The sequence below is a fragment of the Arenimonas terrae genome (genome assembly GCF_006265115.1).
In the GTDB taxonomy this organism is placed as follows: domain Bacteria; phylum Pseudomonadota; class Gammaproteobacteria; order Xanthomonadales; family Xanthomonadaceae; genus Arenimonas; species Arenimonas terrae.
This window is the reverse complement of the sequence record NZ_SMDR01000003.1, coordinates 413,362-427,084: the sequence shown is the minus strand read 5'-3', so window position 1 is coordinate 427,084 and position 13,723 is coordinate 413,362. Positions and strand designations below refer to the sequence as shown.

At 70.0% G+C, this 13,723-nt stretch carries 14 protein-coding genes; 6 read left to right on the top strand and 8 right to left on the bottom strand.

The window, feature by feature from the left end:
• Window positions 1-34: 34 nt before the first annotated feature.
• Both E1B00_RS13645 and E1B00_RS13640 read left to right on the top strand, forming a co-directional pair.
• A complete protein-coding gene (locus E1B00_RS13645; RefSeq protein ID WP_139449689.1) occupies window positions 35-2,905 on the top strand; it encodes a ligand-binding sensor domain-containing diguanylate cyclase in 2,871 nt (956 codons plus the stop codon).
• Window positions 2,895-3,047 (top strand): DUF2256 domain-containing protein, encoded by a 153-nt coding sequence (locus tag E1B00_RS13640; protein WP_139449687.1) that lies wholly within the window; start codon window positions 2,895-2,897, stop codon window positions 3,045-3,047. Before E1B00_RS13645 ends, E1B00_RS13640 begins: the two co-directional genes overlap by 11 nt.
• Before the next feature lie 56 nt (window positions 3,048-3,103).
• Here the strand turns inward: E1B00_RS13640 and E1B00_RS13635 are convergent, their stop codons facing one another.
• The 3 genes from E1B00_RS13635 to cls form a co-directional block, all read right to left on the bottom strand.
• On the bottom strand, window positions 3,104-3,349 hold the full coding sequence (locus E1B00_RS13635) for a GlsB/YeaQ/YmgE family stress response membrane protein (RefSeq protein ID WP_139449685.1): 246 nt from the start codon (window positions 3,347-3,349) through the stop codon (window positions 3,104-3,106).
• A gap of 76 nt (window positions 3,350-3,425) precedes the next feature.
• The gene (locus tag E1B00_RS13630) at window positions 3,426-3,686 is read right to left on the bottom strand and encodes a hypothetical protein (RefSeq protein WP_139449683.1); all 261 of its coding nucleotides are present in this window, start codon (window positions 3,684-3,686) and stop codon (window positions 3,426-3,428) included.
• A gap of 71 nt (window positions 3,687-3,757) precedes the next feature.
• Complete coding sequence (cls, locus tag E1B00_RS13625; RefSeq protein ID WP_139449681.1) at window positions 3,758-5,173, bottom strand: cardiolipin synthase; 1,416 nt, start codon at window positions 5,171-5,173, stop codon at window positions 3,758-3,760.
• 54 nt (window positions 5,174-5,227) lie between these two features.
• Between cls and E1B00_RS13620 the strand changes: the two genes are divergently transcribed.
• A complete protein-coding gene (locus tag E1B00_RS13620) occupies window positions 5,228-6,313 on the top strand; it encodes a PA0069 family radical SAM protein (protein WP_425456514.1) in 1,086 nt (361 codons plus the stop codon).
• A gap of 6 nt (window positions 6,314-6,319) precedes the next feature.
• Here E1B00_RS13620 and E1B00_RS13615 read toward each other — a convergent pair whose 3' ends face one another.
• Window positions 6,320-6,478 (bottom strand): DUF3309 family protein, encoded by a 159-nt coding sequence (locus E1B00_RS13615; protein WP_139449679.1) that lies wholly within the window; start codon window positions 6,476-6,478, stop codon window positions 6,320-6,322.
• A 199-nt stretch (window positions 6,479-6,677) separates the two neighbouring features.
• On the opposite strand from E1B00_RS13615, the gene E1B00_RS13610 reads away from it, so the two are divergent.
• The gene (locus tag E1B00_RS13610; protein ID WP_176693266.1) at window positions 6,678-7,415 is read left to right on the top strand and encodes a Crp/Fnr family transcriptional regulator; all 738 of its coding nucleotides are present in this window, start codon (window positions 6,678-6,680) and stop codon (window positions 7,413-7,415) included.
• A gap of 137 nt (window positions 7,416-7,552) precedes the next feature.
• Window positions 7,553-8,251 carry a Crp/Fnr family transcriptional regulator gene (locus E1B00_RS13605; RefSeq protein ID WP_246048716.1) on the top strand — a complete coding sequence of 233 codons (699 nt, stop codon included), beginning with the start codon at window positions 7,553-7,555 and terminating at the stop codon, window positions 8,249-8,251.
• Between the two features lie 200 nt (window positions 8,252-8,451).
• Here E1B00_RS13605 and E1B00_RS13600 read toward each other — a convergent pair whose 3' ends face one another.
• Window positions 8,452-10,269 carry an SLC13 family permease gene (locus E1B00_RS13600; protein WP_139449677.1) on the bottom strand — a complete coding sequence of 606 codons (1,818 nt, stop codon included), beginning with the start codon at window positions 10,267-10,269 and terminating at the stop codon, window positions 8,452-8,454.
• Between the two features lie 152 nt (window positions 10,270-10,421).
• Here E1B00_RS13600 and E1B00_RS13595 point away from each other — a divergent pair, with 152 nt between their 5' ends.
• Window positions 10,422-10,832 (top strand): cupin domain-containing protein, encoded by a 411-nt coding sequence (locus tag E1B00_RS13595; RefSeq protein ID WP_246048714.1) that lies wholly within the window; start codon window positions 10,422-10,424, stop codon window positions 10,830-10,832.
• 79 nt (window positions 10,833-10,911) lie between these two features.
• On the opposite strand, the gene kduD is transcribed toward E1B00_RS13595, so the two are convergent.
• The 3 genes from kduD to E1B00_RS13580 all read right to left on the bottom strand — a co-directional run bounded on the left by kduD (window position 10,912) and on the right by E1B00_RS13580 (window position 13,688).
• Window positions 10,912-11,670 carry a 2-dehydro-3-deoxy-D-gluconate 5-dehydrogenase KduD gene (kduD, locus tag E1B00_RS13590; protein WP_139449673.1) on the bottom strand — a complete coding sequence of 253 codons (759 nt, stop codon included), beginning with the start codon at window positions 11,668-11,670 and terminating at the stop codon, window positions 10,912-10,914.
• A 7-nt stretch (window positions 11,671-11,677) separates the two neighbouring features.
• Window positions 11,678-12,523: a 5-dehydro-4-deoxy-D-glucuronate isomerase gene (kduI, locus tag E1B00_RS13585; protein WP_139449671.1), complete on the bottom strand. Its 846-nt coding sequence runs from the start codon at window positions 12,521-12,523 to the stop codon at window positions 11,678-11,680.
• A gap of 82 nt (window positions 12,524-12,605) precedes the next feature.
• Window positions 12,606-13,688: a LacI family DNA-binding transcriptional regulator gene (locus tag E1B00_RS13580; protein ID WP_139449669.1), complete on the bottom strand. Its 1,083-nt coding sequence runs from the start codon at window positions 13,686-13,688 to the stop codon at window positions 12,606-12,608.
• Between the last annotated feature and the right edge of the window lie 35 nt (window positions 13,689-13,723).

The window sequence follows — 13,723 nt, the reverse complement described above, 5'->3', positions numbered from 1 at the left end:
GTTCCGGGCCGGGCCTTTAAGGGATAATCCCGCGATGTTCCTGAACCGCCTGTTCATGGTCGGCCTGCTGGCCGCCGCGTGTTTCGCACCCACGGTCGCCCTCGCCAAGGCAGTGCCGGGCGCACCGCTTCTCCGGCATTTCTCCAACGACGAAACCAAGACACCGCCGAGCCACCTCGCCATCGCCACCGGCGTCAACGGCGAGATGTACATCGGCAACGTCGAGGGCGTGCTGCGCTACGACGGCGTCGATTGGCTGCTCACGCCTCTGCCCGGCCGATCGCCCGCGCGTTCCCTCGCCACCGGCGCCGACGGCCAGGTCTATGTCGGCGGCTACGACACGTTCGGCAAACTGGTGCGCAAAGACGACGGCAGCCTCGCCTACGAAGAGCTGCTGACGCGCGCCGGCCTGCGCAACGGCCAACGCCACGTCGGCATCGTCTGGGAAGTGGTTCCGATGGCGGACGGCGTCTACTTCCGCGCCGAATCGGCGCTGCACTTCCTGCCTTACGACAACACGCCGGCGAAGCGCTGGCCGCTGGCCGAGCAGGTGCGGAGTTTCTATCCCGCCGGCGGGCAGCTGTACACGCGCGTGCACGGCCGTGGCCTGTGCCGATTCATCGATGGCCGTCTCGAACTGGTGCCGGGCGGCGGCGTGTTCGCCGAGCAGTCGCTGCCGGGCCTGGTGGACCGCGGCGACTGGCGCCTGCTCGTCGGGCGCGACGGACTCTACCGCGCCGACGCCGACGGCATCCGGCCGCTCCCCGGCCCGGCCAGCCGGCTGCTGGCCGCCAAGCGCAGCTACGTCACGCAGGCGCTGGGCGACGGCAGCGTCGTCGTCGGCACCCACGACGGCGAGCTGTACCGCTTCGGCGCGGAGTTCGACCTGCGCGAACGCATCGACCTGGGCGCCTTCGGCATCCAGGCCCTCGGCCTGGATCGCGAAGGCGGCCTGTGGGCGGCGACGGAAGGCGACCTGGTGCGGCTGTCGCTGCCTTCGCCCTGGTCCTTCCTCGGCGAAGTGCAGGGCCTGGCCGGAAACCCCAACGATTTCGAATGGCACGAAGGCGCACTCTGGCTGGCCAGCAGCCGAGGCATCTCGCGCCTGACCATCGGCGCCGACGGCGACACCCGCCACAGCGCCCTGCCCTGGACCGAATACGAAGGCTACGCCCTGCATTCCAGCGAAGCCGGCCTGCTCGTGGGCCTGCGCGAAGGCCTGCAGGTGCTCGACCCGGGCGCGAACGCGCCGCGAGTGCTGTACGAACACGCCAACCACGGCGTGTACTCGATGCAGGCGTCGACCCACGTGCCCGGCCTCGTCTACGCAGTCACCGCGACCGAGCTGCTCCTGGTCGAAGAGCGCGATGGCCGCTGGCACATGGACAAGCAGATTCCGCTCGACGGCATCAGCATCAGCGGCCTCGAGGAAACAGCGCCCGGCGAACTCTGGCTGGGCGACACCCGCGGCCCGCTGCAGCACTGGACCGTCGATCTCACCACCGGCAAGGTGGCGACGCGCGAAACCTTCGCCGACGACCGCGGCCTGGCCGTGGACGCGCAGGGCGGCACCAGCGTCTTCCAGCTCGATGGCCGCATCCACGCGATCAGCGGCGAAGCCGGCTATCGCCTCGAGGGCGCGCGTTTCGTCCCGGACAAAGGCCCGCCCTTCACGCTCGTCGACCGCCCGCACGAACTGGTCGTTCACGCGACGCCGCTCGGCGACTTCGCCTACACCACCCGCCAGCTGTGGCGACGCGCCACGCCCGACGCGGAGTGGCAGCCCCTTTATCCGGGCGCGCAGGCGGCCGCCGGCTACTCCTACCTTCGCGTCAGTCGCGACGGCGTGCTGCGCATCGCCACCTGGAACGGGCTGCTGCAGTACGACCCGGACGAACACGCCGTTCCGCCGCAGCCGCTGCGCCTGAGCATGGAAAGCGTGGTCGCGCGCAGCGTCGAGGGCGGCGTGCTGCGCCTGCCGACCCGCAGCGCCAACGCGCCGGTGCGGGTGCCGCCGGGCCACAGCCTCAACCTGCGTTTCGGCATGGTCAGCATGGAAAGCGGCGCCGAGTTCCGCTACCTGCTGCACGGGGTGACGCCGGAATGGAGCGGCTGGACCGACCGCGACCTGTTCATCCGCGCCCTCGCCGCTGGCGACTACGTGCTGGAAGTGCAGGCCCGCACGCGCAACGGCCGCCAGGCGGCGTCGATCAGCTACCGTTTCCAGGTGTTGCCGCGCTGGTATGAACAGTGGTGGCTGATGGCGCTGGGTCTGCTGGCGCTGGCCGGCCTGGCGGTGGCGATCACGCTGTGGGCGGTGCGCCAGCGTACCGAACGGTACCTCGCCGCCAACCGCCGCCTGGAAGCGCGCATCGCCGAGCGCACGCGCGAGCTGGAGGACGTGAACCGCAAGCTCGCCGAGCTGGTGACCGAAGACGCGCTGACCGGTGTCTCCAACCGCCGCGCGCTCGAGAACGGCCTGCGCCGCGAATGGTTCCGCTGCCTCGACCAGCGCCGGCCGCTGTCGGTGCTGATGATCGACGTGGACCACTTCAAGGCCTACAACGACGCCCACGGCCACCTCGAGGGCGACATCCAGCTCAAGGGCATCGCCCAGCGCCTGCACCAGCAGCACGATCCGCAGCGCGAACTGCTGGCACGCTACGGCGGCGAGGAGTTCGCCCTGCTGCTGCCCGGCGTGCACCAGGAGGAAGCGGTTCGCCGCGCCGAAAGCATCCGCGCCGCGATCGCCGCCAGCGACGCCGGCATGACCGTCAGCATCGGCGTCGCCGGCTTCATGCCCGACGTGCAGGCCGAGCCCGACAGCCTGCTGCGCCGTGCCGATGCCGCGCTCTATGCCGCCAAGCGCGCCGGGCGCAACCGCGTGCAGGCCGATGGCGGCTGAGCGCCGCGACCCGCGCCAGCCCCGGCCCGAGAAGACCTGCCCGGTCTGCCAGCGCCCGTTCCAATGGCGGAAAAAGTGGGAGCGCGACTGGGACCGGGTGGTCTACTGCTCCGACGCCTGCCGCCGCGGCACGCCGCGCTGACGCCGGAAAAGGAAACGGCGGCCGAAGCCGCCGTTCGGATCGGGCTTGCCGTGCGCTCAGGCTTTCTTGATCAGCCCGATGATCGCCAGCAGGATCACCGCGCCGATGAAGGCCGTGATGAACAGGCCGACGTCGCCGCCGCCGAAGCCGATGCCCAGGCGCGGCAGCAGCCAGCCGCCGAAAAACGCGCCGATCACGCCGACGACCATGTTGATGACCACGCCGAAACCGCGGCCCTTCATCACCACGCCGGCCAACCAGCCGGCCAGTGCGCCGATGAGCAGGAAAATGAGCAGGTGCATGGGTTCCTCCCCGGATTGATTTTTTTGTCCGGCCCGGCGCGGGAGCGCCGCGACCGGACTCAGGCTACCACGCCGCTCAGGGCGCGCTGTCGCCCTGCGCGCGTGCGCGGCGGTTGGCTTCCGCGCGCTCGCGCAGCTGCCGCAATTCCTCGGGGCTCATGATGTGGCCGATGTCGCGCGTATTGCTGGAGATGCGCGACGACATCCAGCCCAGGATCCACGCGACCATCAGGCCCAGCGAACAGGCCAGGAAAAACAGCACCCCGATCGAGGGCATGCTGCGGACCATGGCCAGGCCCAGGCAGACCAGCGACGCCAGAAGGTAGAGCCAATGCATGGGACACCTCGGGGGGATTTTGCCGGGAGTTTAGCCCAAGCCGGCCCGGTCGCGGCTAGCCCCCCGCCGGTTCACAGCAGGGGCGAAAACAGGCGGGCGCAGGCCTCGCCCAGGCGCGAAAGGAAAGGCGCCTTGGGCCGGTCGGCGCGGATCTCCCGGCACTGCGCCAGGTCGGCCTGGAGCTGGGTTTCCAGGCGGCCGGCCAGGTCGGCGTCGTGAAGCAGCAGGCACAGCTCGAAGTTCAGCCGGAAGCTGCGGTGGTCGAAATTGGCGCTGCCCACCAGGCAGGTGTCCTCGTCCACGAGCAGGGCCTTGCTGTGCAGCATGCGCGGGCCGTACTCGAACACCTTCACGCCGGCGGCGATCAGTTCGTCGTAGTAGGAACGCGCCGCGGCGCTGACGATGCGCGAGTCGCTGCGTTCGGGCACGATCACCCGTACGTCCAGCCCGCGCAGCGCCGCCGACGACAGCGCCATCCGCGCCGCCTCGCCCGGTACGAAATAGGGCGTGACCAGCCAGACGCGGCGGTTGGCCTGGTGGATGGCCTCGACCTGCACGCGGTGGATCGCCTCCCAGGGCGAATCCGGGCCTGCCGGCAGCACCTGGGCGAGGATGCGGCCGGCCGGCAGGGCCGGCCAGAGCTGCTCGTCGCGCAGGGCGACGCGGGTGGCGTAGTGCCAGTCCTCGAGGAAGGCCAGCTGCAGCCAGCGCACCACCTCGCCTTCCAGCCGCAGGTGCAGGTCGTGGAAGGCGGCCGGGTCCAGGGCTTCGTTTTCCTCGTCGGTGACGTTGATGCCGCCGGTGAAGGCGACCACGCCGTCCACCACCACCAGCTTGCGGTGGTTGCGCAGGTTCACCCGCGGCCGCCACAACCAGCGCAGCCGCGCCGGGTGGAACCAGGCCAGTTCGATGCCCGCGGCGAGCAGCGGCGCGAGGAAGGCGCGCGACAGCCGCGACGAGCCGATCGCGTCGAGCAGCAGCCGCACGCGCACGCCGGCGTTCGCGCGTTCGACGAGGGCGTCGCGCAGCAGGGTGCCGGTGCGGTCGGGCTCGAAGATGTAGTACTCGACGTGCAGGTGGTGGCGCGCGCCGGCGATCGCTTCGAGCAGGGCGCCATAGGTCGCGGCGCCGTCCACCAGCAGGTCCACGCGGGTGGCGGTGGAGGCCGCGTAGCCGGTGCTGGACTGGCCCAGGCGAGCGACGGTGGCGCAGTCGGCGCTGGGCGCGAGCCCGGCGGGCAGCGCCGCGTTCAGCCCGGCGCGCGAGCGCGAGCGGCGCAGCGCCTGGCGTTTGATCCGCTGTGGGCCGAGGAAGTGGTAGATGATCAGGCCCAGCACCGGCAGCAGGGCCAGCGACATGATCCAGCTCAGGGTCGCGATCGGCTCGCGCTTCTGCAGCACGATCCAGCCCGCCAGCACCACCAGGTAGGCGATCCATACCGCGGCCAGCACGGGCTTGATCTGGGGCCAGACGTCGTGAAAGTCCATCCACTCTCCTTGCGCGTCTCAGCCCGGGAGACCGGACCGGCGTAGGCTGCCGTCATGATGTCAGACAATCCACCGTCCAAGGCGACCAAGGGCCGCGGCGCGGTCGCCAACACGGCAGGCCGCTACGCCAGGACCGTGCACCAGGCCGAAGACGACGGCTGGTTCCAGGACGGCGAACCGGCCCCGAACCCGCGCACCACCGTCACCGAAGAGCGCGCCCGCAGCGTGCTCAGCCGCAACGACTCGCCCGACCTGCCCTTCGACCGTTCGGTGAACGCCTACCGCGGCTGCGAGCATGGCTGCTCCTACTGTTTCGCCCGGCCCTCGCACAGCTACCTCGAACTCTCGCCGGGCCTGGACTTCGAAACGAAACTGTTCGCCAAGACCAATGCCGCCGAGGTGCTGCGCGCCGAACTGGCCAAACCGTCCTACCGCTGCGCACCGATCGCGATGGGCACCAATACCGACCCCTACCAGCCGGTCGAGCGCCGCTACCGCATCACCCGCGACATCATCGAGCTGCTGGCCGAGACCCGGCACCCCTTCACCCTGCTCACCAAGAACGCCCTGATCGAACGCGACCTCGACCTGCTGGCGCCGCTGGCGCGCGAGGGGCTGGTCAGCGCGGCGTTGTCGGTGACCACGCTCGACAACCACCTGGCGGCGAAACTCGAACCGCGCGCCAGCGCCCCGCACCGGCGCATCGCGGCGATCCGCCGGCTGGCCGAAGCCGGCATCCCCACCGGCGTGATGTTCGCGCCGGTGATCCCGGCGGTGAACGACCACGAGCTGGAGGCCGTGCTCGAGGCCGCGCGCGAGGCCGGCGCCACCCGCGCCGGCTTCGTGCTGCTGCGCCTGCCGCACGAACTCAAGCAGCATTTCCGCGACTGGCTCGACGCGCACGTGCCCGAACGCGCCGGGCACGTGATGAGCCTGGTGCGGCAGAGCCGCGGCGGCCGCGACTACGACGCCACGTTCGGCCAGCGCCAGCGCGGCACCGGCGCCTGGGCGCAGCTCGTGGAGTCGCGCTTCAAGCTGGCCTGGCGCAGGCTGGGCTACTCGGAATGGCGGTCCAAGCCGCTGGACTGCTCGCGCTTCATGCCGCCGCGCCCGCGTTCGCCGCAGGCCGAGCTGTTCTGATCGGGCCTAGAGCTTTCCCAACAACAGCAGGATGACGACGATCACCACGACCAGGCCGAGGCCGCCGGTCGGGCCGTAGCCCCAGTTCCGGCTGTGCGGCCAGCTGGGCAGGGCGCCCACCAGCAGCAGGATCAGGATGACTAGAAGGATGGTGCCGACGCTCATGGTGATGTCTCCGGCGGCGTTGCGCCGCCGGCTGGCGGAGCAGAGCCGGAACCCAGCATGGGCGTGCGGCCCGCGGCTTTCCGTTCGCCGCCGCACACAGTGCGTCCGGGCGGCCTGTGTGCGCTGTCGAACATACGTCCGGCGCGCCCAGGCGTATGCTGCGGATACGGGCGAATCCCGCAGCATCCTGGAGCCCGCCGTGACCGATCCGTCGTCCCGTTTCATCCCCCAGCACAACCACCTGCTGGCCGCCCTGCCGCTGGAAGTGCAGGATCGCCTGTACCCGCACCTCGAGTTGATCGCGCTGCCGCTGGGCGAGGTGCTGTACGAGTCCGGCGACAGCCTGCGCCACGTGTTCTTCCCCGTGGACTCGATCGTGTCGCTGCTCTACGTGATGGAAAGCGGCGCCTCGGCCGAGATCTCGGTGGTGGGCAACGAAGGCCTGATCGGCGTCGCGGTGTTCATGGGCGGCGAAAGCACGTCCAGCCGCGCCCTGGTGCAGAGCGGCGGTTACGCCTACCGCCTGCTGGGACAGCGCCTGAAGGACGAGTTCAACCGCCATGGCGAACTGCTGCATCTGATCCTGCGCTACACACAGGCCCTGATCACCCAGATGGCGCAGACGGCGGTCTGCAACCGCCACCACTCCATCGACCAGCAGCTGTGCCGCTGGCTGCTGCTGTCGCTCGACCGGCTGCCCAGCAACAAGCTCACGATGACCCAGGAGCTGATCGCCAACATGCTGGGCGTGCGCCGCGAGGGCGTCACCGACGCCGCCGGCAAGCTGCAGCGCCTGGGCATCATCGAATACAGTCGCGGTCATATCACGGTGCTCGACCGCAAGGGGCTAGAGCGCCTCAGCTGCGAGTGTTATGCCGTGGTGAAGCGCGAGACCGACCGGCTTCTGCCCTATATCGCCACGCGTCAGCCGCTGTGATTCCGCACGTCGCCGCCACTGCAACGTGGCGCAGCGAACCGACAGCCCACCGCGGCATCGCCCACAGTCCCCGCAAGGACGCGGGCAGCATCGCGTCCCGCCACCCCGGCCCCGACGCTGCTGCAAGGGAAACAGACTTGTTGCCCAGCCCGCTGAAAAACCGCCTGATCGCCGACCTGCCGCGACGCGAACGCGACAACCTGATGCCCTTTGCAAAACGCTTGCCGCTCGCCTTCGGCGACACGCTTTGCATGGCCGGCGAACCGCACCGGCGCGTCTACTTCCCGCTCAGCGGGTTCATTTCCCTGGTGGTGTCGGTGCCCGGGCACCCGCCCATGGAAATGGGCCTGATTGGCAGCGAGGGCGCACTGGGCGCGTCGCTTGCCCTGGGCGTGGACCAGGCGCCGCTGCAGGCGGTGGTCCAGGGAATCGGCCAGGCGCTGAGCTTCGCGGTCCGGCCCTTCCAGCGGCTGCTGCGTGAAAGTCCAGCCCTGCAGGCGAGCCTGCGCCGCTACCTCTACGTCACCCAGCGCCAGCTGGCGCAGACGGCCGCGTGCACGCGCTTCCACGCGGTCGAACAGCGGCTGGCGCGCTGGCTGCTGATGAGCGACGACCGCGCCGGCGGGGAAAGCATTCACCTGACCCACCAGTTCCTGGCCGACATGCTGGGCGTGCGCCGCAGCGCCGTCACCATCGCCGCCGGCGGACTGCAGGACCGTGGCCTGATCCACTATCGGCGTGGCGAGATCCGCGTCCTGGACCGCACCGGCCTGGAAGCGGCGAGCTGCGCCTGCTACGCCGAAGTCCGCCGGGAGTACGCCGAACAGTTTCCCTGATCCGGCCTGTGTGCGCTGTCGAACAGACGGGCCCCCGCCCGCGGCGCATGCTCCCACCGGCTGATAGCTCCGGGTTCGCGGTCTTCTCTCTCCCCCCGCGCGAGCCTGTACCGGTGGTACCGCTTCGGCGGCGCTGTTCGCCGGGGCGCGGACCCGGGCCCGACCCGCGATTGCGCGAAACGCAACCGCGGGTTGTTTTTTCAGCCGCCGAACGGCAGCAGGGGCCCGTCCAGCCAGAGCCAGCGCGCCATCCAGGCGCTCACCGCGCTGATCAGCACCGTCAGCGGCACGCCGATGCGCAGGAAGTCGCCGAAGGTATAGCGGCCCGGGTTGAGGATCAGCAGGTTGCCGTGGTGGCCGATCGGCGTCAGGAAGGACGCGACCGCGCCCAGCGCCGTGCACACCACGAACGGTTCCGGCGGAAGGCCCAGCGCGGTTGCCACCGAAAACGCCACCGGCGCCAGCAGCACCGTGGTGGCGGCGTCGGACAGGATCTGCGTGAGCAGCGCGGCCGCCCAGAACATCACCAGCAGCACCGTCAGCGCCGGCCAGTCGGCGGCGAAACGCAGCAGCTGGTCGGCGAACAGCTGGGCGGTGCCGGTCTTCTGCATCGCCACGCCGAGGGGAATGACGCCGGCGATCATCACGAAGATGCGCACCTCGACGTTGCGGTAGGCGTCTTCGATGTCCACGCAGCGGGTGAGCACCATCGCCACCGCGCCGGCCAGGAAGGCGATCTGCGCCGGCAGGATCTCGGTGGCGGCGGCGACGATCGACATCGCCATGATGCCCAGGGCCAGCGGCGCCCGCGTGCGCTGCCGGCCGGCGGCGGTGAACGGCATCAGCATCAGGAAGCCGCGGTGCGCCGACAGCTCCGACAGCGTCTGCTGCCGGCCCCAGAGCACCAGCAGGTCGCCCTCGCGAAGTACGACCTGCGACACCTCGTCGCGCAGCCAGCCGTCGCGGCGCCACAGCCCGACCACCACCACGCCCAGCGTGCGCACGAAGTCGATCTCGCCGACGGTGCGGCCCAGGAACTCCGAGTCCGGCGCGACCACCGCCTGCACGATCTGCTCTTCGCCCAGAAGTTCGGACTTGCCCTCGTCGCCGCCGGACTCGCCGTACTTGGCGACCGAATGCAGGGCGACGCCGGGCTCGTTCTTGATCGAGGCGATCTCGTCGGGCGAGGTGCGCACCAGCAGCACGTCGCCGGCCAGCAGCGGTTCGTCGCCGGCGCGGCGGCGGCGGCGCATGCCCTGGCGCAGCCAGTCCACCACCGCCAGGCGGTCGACGAAGGCCTTCTGGAACTCGGCATAGGGCTTGCCGACCCAGGGCGAGCCGTCTTCGATCAGCAGCTCGGTGTAGTAGTGGTCCAGGCGCAGGTAGTCGGTTTCGCCGGCGTTGCCGGTGCGGCGCGGCAGCACCCAGCGGCCCAGCAGCATGTAGACCAGGCCCAGCAGCACCAGCGCGGCGCCGATCGGCGTGATCGAGAAGACGTGCAGGCCTTCGCCGCCATTGCGCTCGAGCAGGTCGGCGGCGAGCAGGAAGGCCGGCGCGCTGAACAGCGTCAGCGTCGTGCCCAGCGAAGCCGCCAGCGACATCGGCATCAGCAGCCGCGATGCCGGGATGGACTTGTCGCGCGCCAGCCGCAGCATGATCGGCAGCATCATGGCCGTCACCATCAGGTGGTGCGAGACCGCGGCGAGCGCGGCGACGGCCGGAATGGTGATGGCGATCGCCCGCCATTCGCTGCCGCCGGCCGCCCGCCCGATCAGCGCGCCGATGCGGTCGGTGACGCCGGTGGCGGCCAGCCCCGCCGACAGCACGAACACCGCCGCGACGATGATCGCCGGCTCGCTGCTGAAGCCCGACAGCGCCTCCTTGCCGTCGAGGATGCCGGTGAGCGTGAGCGCCATCAGGGTCAGCATCGCGGTGACGTCCACCCGCAGCTTTTCGCTGATGAACAGCACCAGGGCGCCGGCGAGGATGATCAGGAACAGGATCTGCTGCGTGTCCATGGACATCCTGGAAGAAGCGGCGGGACAAGGCGCGGACAGTCGCCGCGGCCGGGAACGGCAGCTTGCCGCCCGGTGCGTGCCCGGCGCAAGCTGCCAACAGTCCGCAGGGAGAATTCGGGATGGGTCGGGCAAACATTACGTGGTGCGCGCTGTTGCTGGCATCTTTCGCGGCGGCCGGCGACGCGGCTGACGGGGGCGGGAAGCGCCGCGACTCCCACGTCCAGAACGAAGCCGGGCTCGCGGTGCGCCAGCCCGGGCCGCACGACGGCGAGGGCACCAGCACCGCCTATCCGTTCTTCGACGACGCCGAGGATTTCCGCGTGGTGTTCCGCAAGCGCGCCCTTCACAAGGGCGCCACCATCGGCCTGCACACCAACGACAAGGACGAGATCTACTACGTGCTCAGCGGCCGCGGCGAGCTGACGCTCGAGGGCGAGGTGAGCGAAGTCGGCCCGGGCGACGCCATCCTCACCCGCGACGGCGACAGCCACGGCTTGCGCCAGCTGGGCGACGAGGACCTGGTGATCCTGGTCGTCTTCCCAAAACGCCCCGGCGACCCTTGAAAAAATCCGGGGCCAGAGAGCATCTATCTTCCGGCGAAGATAAGTGCACTCTGACCCCGGACTGATGCCGGATCGGCGATCAGCGGGCCAGCCAGCCGCCGTCGACGGGAATCACCGCGCCGTTGACGTAGTCCGACGCGCGCGAGGCCAGGAACACCGCCGTGCCCGCCAGGTCCGCGGCTTCGCCCCAGCGGTTGGCCGGGATGCGGTCCAGGATGGACTTGTTGCGGTCGGCGTCCGCGCGCAGCTGCGCGGTGTTGTCGGTGGCCATGTAGCCAGGCGCGATGGCATTGATGTTCACGCCCTTGGCCGCCCACTCGTTCGCCAGCAGCCGCGTGATGCCGGCGATGCCCGACTTGCTGGCGGTGTAGGACGGCACGCGGATGCCGCCCTGGAAGGACAGCATCGAGGCGATGTTGATGATCTTGCCGCGGCCCTGGGCGATGAAATGCCGGCCCGCCGCCTGCGACATGAAGAAGGCGGACTTGATGTTGACGTTCATCACGTCGTCCCAGTCCTTCTCGCTGAAGTCGACGGCATCCGCGCGGCGGATCAGGCCGGCGTTGTTGACCAGGATGTCGAGGCCGCCGAGCCCGGCCAGCGTTTCCGCGACGATGCGCGCGACCGGCTCGATGCTGATCAGGTTGGCTTCGATGTTGACGAAGCGCCGGCCCAGCGCCTTCACCTTCGCCTCGGTCTCCGTGGCCGCGACGATGCCCGCCGCGGCGATGTCGGCGCCGGCTTCGGCCAGCGCCAGCGCGATGCCCTGGCCCAGCCCGGTGTTCGCGCCGGTGACCAGCGCGACCTTGCCCTTCAGGTTGAACAGTTCGGTGGACATGGTTCCCTCACTTGAGCTGGCAGATGTCGAGCTGGTGCATGTCGGTGTAGTCGAGGTTCTCGCCGCCCATCGCCCAGAGGAAGCAGTAGTTCTTCGTGCCCGAGCCCATGTGGATGGACCACGGCGGCGAGACCACGGCTTCGTCGTTGCCGACAACCAAGTGCCGCGTCGCGGCGGGCTCGCCCATGAAGTGCATCACCTTCTGGTCGTCCAGGTCGAAGTAGAAATAGACCTCGCTGCGGCGGTCGTGCAGGTGCGGCGGCATGGTGTTCCAGACGCTGCCCGGCTTGAGCACGGTCAGGCCCAGCAGCAGCTGGCAGCTGGTGCAGGTGGCCGGCACGATGTACTGGTAGATCGTGCGCTGGTTCGAAGTCTCGAGCGCGCCGCGCTCCAGCGGCACCGCCTGGGCGATCGACAGGTGTTTGAGCGCGTGCCGCGTGTGCGCCGGCGTCGAGGCCAGGTAGAACTTGGCGGGATTGCCGGCATCGGCCGAGGCGAACACCACCTCGGCGCTGCCCATCGGGACGTACAGGCCGTCCTTGGGCGCCAGGGTGAAGGCCTCGCCGTCCACGGTGACGGTGCCGGTGCCGGCGCCCACGTTCACCACGCCCAGCTCGCGGCGCTCGAGGAAGGGTTTGCCCTTGGCCGAGGCCGGCTCGGTCTGCACCGGCAGCGCCACCGGGGCCGTCGTCGGCGCGGCGCCGCCGATCACGAAGCGCTCGTTGTGCGAATAGTTCAGGACCACCTGGCCCGGGACGAACAGGCCGCTGATCAGGTAGCGGTCGCGCAGCTGGTCGTTGCTGGCGCCGGCCATCATGTCGGGGTGGGTGGCGTGGTAGGTCTTGGCGAACATGTGTCTCTCCAGGGGCGGCACCGGCGCTCTTCTACCGGTGTCATTCGAAAGCGGAACGGGCGGGGGAGGCGGTCGTCGGGGGTCAGGCCTGGGGTGGCTGGCAGGAGTCGCGCACCACCAGGTGCGGCGACACCGAAATGCCGGCCTGGGCCTGGGCCGCACGCGGCCAGTTCTCGGCCAGCAGCATCGCGGCGGCCTGGCGGCCCAGGTCGCGCACCGGCAGGCGCAGCGTGGTCAGGGCCGGCCACAGCTGCGACGCCAGCGGGCTGTCGTCGTAGCCCACCACCGACAGGTCGCCGGGAATGGACAGGCCCATGCGCAGCGCGGCCTTGTACACGCCCGCGGCCATTTCGTCGTTGCAGGCGAAGATGGCGGTCGGGCGCGGGTGGCGGGTCAGCAGCGCCTCGGCGCCGGCGACGCCGGACTCGAAGGTGTAGCCGCCCTCGTAGACGCGCTCGGGCGGCAGCTCGATGCCGCGTTTGGCCAGCGCTTCGGTGAAGCCGCCGCCACGCTCGATCGAGCTGCGGTAGCGCTTGGGGCCGGTGATCAGGGCGACGCGGCGGTGGCCCAGCGATTCCAGATAGTTCGCCGCTTCGGCGCCGGCCTGGCGGTCGTGGGTGAGCACCATGTTGGCCGGCTCGTCCATCGGCACCGAGGCGATGCGCACATAGCGGCAGCCGATCTCCTTGAGCGCGTCGGCCAGGGCCTGGTCCTCGGATACGCGCGGGATCAGGATCACGCCGTAGAGCTTCTGCTGCTGGGCGAAACGCTTGATGCCCTCGATGTAACCCTCGCTCTTTGAGTCGCAGGGATGCACCACCAGCTCGAAGCCGGAATCGCGCAGCGCGTCGAGCGCGCCATACTGCAGGTTGACGATGTACTGCGCGGTCGGGTTGTCGAACACCAGGCCGATCAGGAAGGAGCGCCGGAACGCCAGGCCGCGCGCCTGCGGGTCGGGCGCGTAGCCCATCTCCTGCATCAGGCTCAGGATCTTCTGGCGGGTGTCGGGCCGCACCAGCGGCGAGTCGTTGATCACGCGCGACACGGTCTTCTTCGACACGCCGGCCAGGCGCGCGACGTCGTTGATGGTGCTCTTGCCGTGCGTGCCGCTGCCGGTCGCGGGTGCGGCGGCCTCGTGGGCGCGGGTCTTGGCGTCGTTGCTCATGGTCATTGGATTCTAACCGTCCGTCCGGGCGTGTG